At 41.9% G+C, this 9,676-nt stretch carries 2 protein-coding genes; both read right to left on the bottom strand.

What is annotated here, in order from left to right; all coding sequences use genetic code 11:
- Positions 1–6,861: accessory Sec-dependent serine-rich glycoprotein adhesin (locus E7C97_RS08330; RefSeq protein WP_316108859.1), on the bottom strand; the 6,861-nt coding region annotated here is incomplete at its 3' end.
- An 873-nt stretch (positions 6,862–7,734) separates the two neighbouring features.
- The coding region (locus E7C97_RS08335) for an LPXTG cell wall anchor domain-containing protein (protein WP_316108860.1) at positions 7,735–9,676 on the bottom strand (1,942 nt) is incomplete at its 5' end.

Genomic DNA, 9,676 nt, shown 5'->3' on the forward strand with positions numbered 1-9,676 from the left:
TGAAGCCGATTGACTCGCACTTGTGCTTGCTGATTGGCTTGCGCTTGTTGAAGCCGATTGACTCGCACTTGTGCTTGCTGATTGGCTTGCGCTTGTTGATGCCGATTGGCTAGCTGATGTGCTGGCTGATTGGCTTGCACTTGTCGATGCTGACTTAGACGCGCTCGTGCTTGCTGATTGGCTCGCACTTGTTGACGCTGACTTAGACGCGCTCGTGCTTGCTGATTGGCTCGCACTTGTCGATGCGGACTTAGACGCGCTCGTGCTTGCTGATTGGCTTGCACTTGTCGATGCTGACTTAGACGCGCTCGTGCTTGCTGATTGGCTTGCACTTGTTGATGCTGACTGGCTAGCTGATGTGCTTGCTGATTGACTTGCACTTGTGCTTGCTGATGCTGAGGCAGATCGCGCTTCCGAATCCGATACTGGTACCTCTACTGTATTCGATGTGCCATCGTTATAGGTAATAACTACTCTTACCTTACCACCTACTACAGCACCATTACCTTCAAAGGTATAACCACTAATACGATTTGCCCCTCGTGGATTAGATCCCTCCACCTTTGCAAGAATCTTTTGTTTATCTTCTGGAGATAGGGTTGTTGTATTGCTTACTTGAACCGTTGCTGGAACCTGACCTGGGAATTTTTTACTTAATTTCCCTTGAGCAACAAGGAAAGATGGAGTCTGTATTTCATTACCACTCAAGTCTCGCGTGATAAATTTACGTGTCCAATAATTACCTTCTCCCCATGTTTTATCCGCTTTATATGTACCAGTAACTTCAATCGTCGCTGGGGTCCTTTCCGTAGCTTCTGTAACACTTGAAATAGAAGTTATCTCACCATCTGTTGCATATCTAGGATCAATAAATTTTGTCTGAGTAGATCTATCATCTGAAACTTCCAACTTATTGATTTTACCACTGTTATCCGTGACTTCAGCAATTACACGATATTTATCACCAGCAAATATTTCATACCCTTCAACTTTTCCTGTACGAACAACTTCCTTAGGTGCATCTTTCCACTCACCAGCTGCATTTTGAATCTGTAACTTGTACGTAATCGTCGGTGGTACAGTTTCCTTAGTAATCGTACCAGAACTTGACTCTGAAGTTAACTCTTCAGTTGTATTTGGACCTGCTGGTACACTTTGAGTCACAGTTACATTAGGTACAGTAGGTGAAGTACTTGAAGGAAGAAGACCATTATTTCCATCATAGACTTTTTGCAAATCAGTCGGAGTAAAGGTTACGCTGTTAGCGTTATTGTCTGCTTTTTTCTTAACTGTCTGACCTGCAACTGTCAAGGTTACAGTTGCTCCTGGAAGAACATTGGTTACCGTGATGCTTTGATCTGGTAAACCTCCACGTTCACTTAAGTCTCCAATAACTGGTGGATTAACTTCCATTGCCAAATCTGAGATTGGTTTGGTACGAGATTGACCATCTTTATAGGTAATCTTGACATTATCCCCTTCGAAGGTAACGTCCTGGATACGATCTTTTTCTTTCTCTGTGGCTGTATCATGGGCATTCTTAACAGCTTCTTTAATGCTATCCTTTTCAGTATCTGTCAAGGCAGACAGGCGTGTAACTTTAATCTTCTTATCAGGATTCAAGTTAGCATTTCTTACTGCTAAATCACCTTGTGCAAGTTTAAATGTATTTCCTTTTGACTCATTTCCTGCAACATCTGTAGCTGTAATCGAACGAGTCTCAGTATTTCCAGTTCTGTATCGAAGTTCGTCTTTAACCAGTTCCGTCACAACTAGGCTAGCTGGATTTGTAGTTGAGGCATCTGTAATAGAAGAAATATTGGATGCAGGTTCTTCTTCATTGGGATTGAGTACAGGGTCTTTTCTAAAAAGATTATCCAAAACTTTTCCAGTTTGAATCTCGGTAGCTCTATCATGCCCTTGTCTAACCGTAGTTTTATTTATATAGTTACTATTGTCAGTGGCTGATGTTTTAAATCTAATTTGGTCACCAGCATAAAATTTATATACTGGAGTTGCACCTGGAGTCGTCTCAGGAGCTTTCCATTGTCCAGTCGCTCTATCGTAAATTTCTACAACTGTATTCGCTACTGGCGCAATCGTCTCAGGGGTAATAGTGACAGCTGTACTTTCAGCAGATGGGGTTGTAACGCCATTAGAATCCGTAATGTTTGCAGTAGCTGTTACACTTCCTCTGGCTGGCAATACGTTCAAACCAAGTTCTGCAGGAGTTACTGTCAGACTAGTTGCACCTACTGGCTTATCGACTGTATAAGTTTCATTTCCGATTTTAACAGTAACAGACGTTGCTTTTGGTTCAATGTTTGTAATCGTAATGTTCTTGGCAAGACCACCTTGCCCTGTCAAATCATTTGTAACCGTTGGAGCTTTTGGTTTAGCAATATCTGATACTTTGAGTGTACGAGTCGTGTCATCCTTATATTGGATAGTTGCAGTATCGCCAGTTATCGTAACATTCTTGATACGACCATCAACACCATGAGCTGCCTTAATATTAGCTATCAGAGTTGCTTTTTCAGGGTCTGTTGGATTGCTCAAGTCATTGACTGTTGCCTTTTCAGTTGGATTGAGATTTGCATTTTTAACTGCAAGACTTGCATGACGGATAATAAATGTCTCGGTGCTAGATGTGTTATTTGCTCCATCGACAGCATTAACTTGACGAGTCAGAGTCTTATTAGGTGCCCAAACAACATTTTCTCCCATCGTTACAGTAGATGTTCCCGTATACGGAGCTGTTTCCGATGCATTCGTCACCGTATCTCTGAAGGTACCACCTGTACTTCTTCCCCAAGCAGGAAAATCAAACAAGTCATTTTTCCAACTTATTTTATCACCAAATGTGACCGTCTTAACTTTTCCACTGTTATCTGTAACGGTGGTTTTGACACGAAGTTCATCGCCTGAATAGATAGAATAATCCGTGTTACCGTCTGAGTTAGTTGTAGAAGGGACTGGTTTCCAAGTATTGGTTGTCTTATCTAACACTTCAAATGAATAGTTAATAACTGGTTTTTCTGTTTCAGGTGTGATGGTTACAGGTTCACTTGCTGCAGATTCAAAAGGTGTGCTAGCACTAACATTTAAACCTGGCGCTGAAACTTTGGCAGTAACTGTTGCATTGTTTGGCAACAAGCCATTCTCAAAACCAAGCTCGGTTGGTGTAAAAGTTACACTAGGTGTACCAGCTGTAATCGGCTTAGTAAACATTTTAGTCCCTACTGTCACTGTTACACTCGTTGCCTGCGGATCAATATCTGTCACCGTGATATTCGATGGCATACCACCTTCTTCGGTTAGATTGTTACTTACAGTTGGTCGACTAGGATTAACTCTCACTTGCAAAGTTTCTGGAGAAACATTGCCTGACCCATCTACTGCAGAAAGGAAGTATTGAAATAGTCCAACTTTATTAATAGTTCCTCGAACTCGACTCGAAATCGTCTTATCAGCATTTGTAGTATTAGTTAGCGAAAGCGAACCAACACTAGGATCAGTTAGCGGAGAGCTGTTTGCCATGAGCAAGCCCCTGAAAGATTTAATACCCGAATTACCTGTCTCATTGTCTGAAACGGTTAGAGGCACATCGACAGAATCACCTGAAACAATTTCAATTGTTTTATTAGCTGGAACTCCCTTAATAACAGGAGGAATAGCATCACGAGTTGAGACTGCAGGATCACCAAATTCTGACTCCAAATTTCCCTTGTTATTTGGTAAGGCTACAGTTGTCTTAGCTACATACGAACCAGCCTGTACAGATGGTACAGTAACTGTTGCTTTCCCATTTAAAACTCTACCTGTATAGCTGGTATTATTTGGACCCTGAAGGGTAACCGTTGAGTTATTTGGGATACCTGCTCCTACATTCACTACAACATCCACTCGTTGTCCAACTCTACTATCAAGGTTGGTTTCAATTGTTGGAGGAGCTGGTTTAACAGCAACTTTAACAATTTTCTCGGTTGTATTACCAAGCGTATCTGTAGCGATCACCTTCACATTCTCATAAAGACCCACTTTGTTAGGAGTACCTGTCAAAGTAGTCGACATAGAGTTATCATTATTTCTAACAGCTCTGCTTGGTGTCAAAACACCGTTAAAGCTTGTATTTGAGTTATCAAGAGTGGTTCCTCTAGACTGACCTGCATCGTAAGTAAGGGTCCTCATGCCTGAGTTACCAGTCGTCACATCAGAAGCTGACAAGCGGACATTAGCTGGTTGTCCAGCAGTCAAATTGATTTGTCCGTTGTCTCCTGCTGTAACAACAGGTCCAGTCTTATCAATATTAGTTGCGCGAACTGTATTACTATAATCAGATTCAACAGATATCTTTCTTACTCCATTTCGATCTGTATATTCTGGCTGTCCATCAACAACTGTCTGAGCTTTATACTCTGCATTGTTTTGTAGATTAACATTTCTAAAGGTTACATGTCCATTATTATCTGCTGTTTCCTCTAGTATTTTCACTCCATTTTGGTAAAGAGCAACTTTCTTACCTGGAGCTGCTTTCTCAACGTGAATATCTTGCTGAGCTTGACCTTCTACAAGTTTAGTCGTAATTTTTGGTGCGTGAGGCTTAACGATAAACTGAGTATCTACATCTTTTGTTGTATTATCTGGGAAGGTTACATGTATCTTATTGTTAAAGACCCCTGGAGTGCGTCCAACATTCTTCTTATCGATTAGTTGATTGTTAGAATCTCTCCACTCTATTTGTGAGTTTCTAGGTAACTTATCACCACCATAATCATTAGTACCTTTTCTTACTAAATATTGGTTCGGATCCGTAAAGGCTTGGCTTGTATCGTTATTTGAATACCACCATTTCAAACCTGCAGAAGCATAGTCATTGGTAATATACGGTTCTTCCACCTGTTTAACAAAATATTTTCCATTGTCTGCTGCGGCTAGTGGATAAGCTTGTTCGTAGCTCATCCCAAGAGGATTGGTGTGGAGCCCCACTGTTGCAAAGGTCGTACCTGGTGAACCTAAACCAAATAACAGTTTCATATTTTTTAGTTGTTCACCAGTAACACCTGGTTTTACTCTTGTTTCAAAGCGTGTTACGTTTACTTCACTTTGTGTTCCACCGATATTAACCGTTTGCCAAATAGTACGTGGGTCTGAAATACGCGGAACGATTGCTGGAGAAATTTCGTTCCATATAGGGCGTTTATACTGGTCATTATTATCAGATAAAGCTTTTAGCAAGTTTTTAGATTCATCTGGATGGTAAAGAGAAACAACGCCTTGACTTCCACCTCCAAACGAATTTTTATCGTATGTTGCTGTCCCCTGTTTAGCAAATCCATCACTACCACCTGCAACAGTCTCACCAAATTTATCTGGTAAGCTAAGCGGATTTGCCGGATCAACAGGAAGGTTAGCAAAATTCACATTTGGTTTTACTGTTGTACTTGTTATTTGATTTTTATAACCCGTCGTGGTAATAGTATCAGGCATCTCTAGCTGGTCTGGAACCTGCATCCACTTAATCACATTAGTATAGCCACGATTAGCAAGCGGATTGGCAATAACTGTCCAAATGATAGAGGTTACTTTACCATTTGCATCATATACAGGTTTCGATGAAACAGCCACGTGATCTCGCAAATAATTCTCTGCAGAAGCATTATATCCAGATACGTAAGATTTTAAGTTTTCGCCATTTGCACGATTCTCATTAGCCTCTCCTACCGCACGTGAACCAACCTGTGTATTAATGGCACGAGTTTGTGATCCTCTCTCCATCTGTCTGCCATTTAGCACACTACGTTTGCCGTTATGGGCGCGGAGCACGGCATTGGCGATTGAAGCTTCTGCAGCTTTGGCTTGCTTGATAACGGCTGTAAGGTCAGCGTTTGGATTTTTCAAAGCTTCTTCAATAGCTGTTACAGCAGCGTTAACTTTAGTAACTGCTGAATCCATGTTAGGCAAACCGATAGACCTAGCTAGGAATTCACCCATAGAAGCAGAGATTTTAGACAGACGTTTGCGATCTTCTTCAGCTTTCTTGTTGCTCTCAGCAGATACTGTAGTCGCTACGGCAGCTGTTGTCGTCGTATCCACCAAGCTTGAAGTCGTTGATGTGATTTGACTCAAACGATTTTCAACTGCTTGTAGAGATGCAAGGCTGTCAGTGATAACTTTTGAAAGAGCTGCATCAGCTGTAGTATTAGCTGTATCTGCTTTACGTACAGATGTCTCTCTGTTTGAAGCTGTTTCTGATGCTACTGGTTTTGCAAGTTCAGAAGTTACTCCAGCTTGTGATTGAGAAGCACTTGTTGACGCTGACTCAGACGCTGATGTGCTGGCTGACTGAGATGCTGACGTGCTTGCTGATTGGCTCGCACTTGTCGATGCTGATTGGCTTTCACTTTCTGAAAGATGCTTACTTGCATTCTTTGAAGCTTCCTCAGACAAGGACTGGCTTTGGCTAACAGAAACTGACAAGCTGTCTGCTTTAGCCCCCTCCTGATCTTTTACGGTTCCCAAAGTTACTGTATCTGTATTTGCAAGTGTTTGATTTGCCTCTACTGTCTTTTCGAGGGCATCATTGGCATAAACAGTTGTTTGTGTTGCAACTGCTCCTCCAAGTACCGTCCCTGCTGCGGCTATCCCTTTCAGGATATCCAAGCCAGTCAGTGTATTTGCTGATTGCTCTTCGATCACTTCAGTTGTTACCTGAGCAGCATCTACACCACCTCGCAAGACTTTAAAGAGACCAAATTGAGAGGTCGAGGCACGCAACCAATGCTTACCCGACTTGATCAACTTGAAACGGGTCACACGATCCGTCTCCCTATATTCACCTTCTTGGCGTCTAAAAAACATGTTTTAGATTCCTTTCCTTTTGTTTTTATGTGTATTTTTCGATAAAATACCAATCTATATTATACATTTTAGATTCAGTTAATTCAATAAGTTTCAAAACATTTTTACCTAAAAAAAAAAAAAGCATTTTTATATTACTAAATCCTGATTTGTAATTTTTTATAATTATCAATAAGATTCCAAATTTTAAACGGTTTCAAAGTCTATAAATTTATTCTTAATCATTTTATGTATTTATATTTAGAAATATTAAATTTTTGTTACAAAACATTAAACTAGAACTGGAAAATTATACTCTATTTGTTAATATATTGATTTTCTGTGATATTTGTATACTTGCATATCTTTTTATATCTATAGCAAGCTACATTAGCATGAAACAATACATAAACATTTTAGCTCCTGTTTACCATAGAATAATGCAAGAAGGACAGTAGCTCTATGCCCTTGAATGTCTTTATTCTAACATCAATGAACGATTAAACATATCATTTATTAAAAGTATTTATTTTTTAATACTCAATTCAAACACTCTCTAGATTTGTTTGAAACTAATCTCACCTTTTCAATGATTATAGTAAATTGAATCTAGAATAGTAGAAAACAACTCCTAAAGCACTGTTAGAAATGTTCTATAAGTTACGGTGTACTCTTCTATAGTAGATCGAAATAAGATATGAACAAATCTATTTAGGAAAGTCAAATTAATTTCTAGAAATATTTTATGATTTATGATGTACTATTATAGATTTATTTTATTATATATTAACTCTTATATACAGAAAAGAAATTTTTAAAAACCCCTGAAAACTTAATTTTCAGGGGTTTTTCTAACCTATTCATTTTTGAAAACGGTTATTTTAAGACAAGATATTATGCTTCATCTTCATTATCACGTTTCCGACGCTTAGCAACAAGACCTAGACCAGTCACAGCTGCCAAAGCACCAAGGAGTACAGATGATTTAGAAGCTTCTGTACCTGTATTTGGCAATTGCTGTCTTGACTTAGCTACTGATTCTGATGATGTTTCAGATGCCGATTGACTAGCTGAGGTGCTGGCTGATTGGCTCGCACTGGTCGATGCGGACTGACTAGCTGATGTGCTGGCTGATTGGCTCGCACTGGTCGATGCGGACTGGCTAGCACTTGTGCTGGCTGATTGGCTCGCACTTGTTGAAGCCGATTGACTTGCTGATGTGCTGGCTGATTGGCTTGCACTTGTTGAGGCTGATTGACTTGCTGACGTGCTGGCTGATTGGCTTGCACTTGTTGAGGCCGATTGACTAGCTGATGTGCTGGCTGATTGGCTGGCACTTGTCGATGCGGACTGACTAGCTGAGGTGCTGGCTGATTGGCTTGCACTTGTTGAAGCTGACTGACTAGCACTTGTGCTGGCTGATTGGCTTGCACTTGTTGAAGCCGACTGACTTGCACTTGTGCTTGCTGATTGGCTTGCACTTGTCGATGCGGACTGACTAGCTGAGGTGCTGGCTGATTGGCTTGCACTTGTCGATGCGGACTGACTAGCTGATGTGCTGGCTGATTGACTTGCACTTGTTGATGCTGACTGGCTAGCTGACGTACTTGCTGATTGGCTCGCGCTTGTTGAAGCCGATTGACTAGCTGATGTGCTGGCTGATTGGCTGGCACTTGTTGATGCTGATTCAGATGCGCTTGTGCTGGCTGATTGGCTCGCGCTTGTTAAAACCGATTGACTAGCTGAGGTGCTGGCTGATTGGCTCGCACTTGTTGATGCTGATTCAGATGCGCTTGTGCTTGCTGATTGGCTCGCACTTGTTGATGCTGATTCAGATGCGCTTGTGCTGGCTGATTGGCTTGCACTTGTTGATGCTGATTCAGATGCGCTTGTGCTGGCTGATTGGCTTGCACTTGTTGAAGCTGATTGACTAGCTGATGTGCTGGCTGATTGGCTTGCGCTTGTTGACGCTGACTGACTAGCTGAGGTGCTGGCTGATTGGCTTGCACTTGTTGAAGCTGACTGACTAGCTGATGTGCTTGCTGATTGACTTGCACTTGTTGAAGCCGATTGACTCGCACTTGTGCTTGCTGATTGGCTTGCGCTTGTTGATGCCGATTGACTCGCACTTGTGCTTGCTGATTGACTTGCACTTGTTGATGCTGACTGACTAGCTGACGTGCTGGCTGATTGGCTTGCACTTGTTGATGCTGATTCAGATGCCGATGTGCTGGCTGATTGGCTAGCTGATGTGCTGGCTGATTGGCTTGCACTTGTTGATGCTGACTCAGATGCGCTTGTGCTTGCTGATTGGCTCGCGCTTGTTGAAGCCGATTGACTAGCTGATGTGCTTGCTGATTGGCTCGCGCTTGTTGATGCTGATTCAGATGCACTTGTGCTTGCTGATTGGCTTGCACTTGTTGACGCTGATTCAGATGCGCTTGTGCTTGCTGATTGGCTTGCACTTGTTGAAGCTGACTGACTCGCACTTGTGCTTGCTGATTGGCTTGCACTTGTTGAAGCCGATTGACTAGCTGATGTGCTTGCTGACTCAGAAGCTGATGTGCTTGCTGATTGACTTGCACTTGTTGAAGCCGATTGACTTGCACTTGTTGATGCTGACTGGCTAGCTGATGTGCTGGCTGATTGGCTCGCACTTGTTGAAGCCGATTGACTAGCTGATGTGCTTGCTGATTGGCTTGCACTTGTCGAGGCTGATTGGCTAGCTGATGTGCTTGCTGATTGGCTTGCACTTGTTGAAGCTGACTGACTAGCTGACGTGCTGGCTGATTGACTTGCACTTGTTGAAGCTGACTGACTAGCTGACGTGCTGGCT

This window comes from Streptococcus sp. (assembly GCF_032481935.1).
GTDB lineage: Bacteria > Bacillota > Bacilli > Lactobacillales > Streptococcaceae > Streptococcus.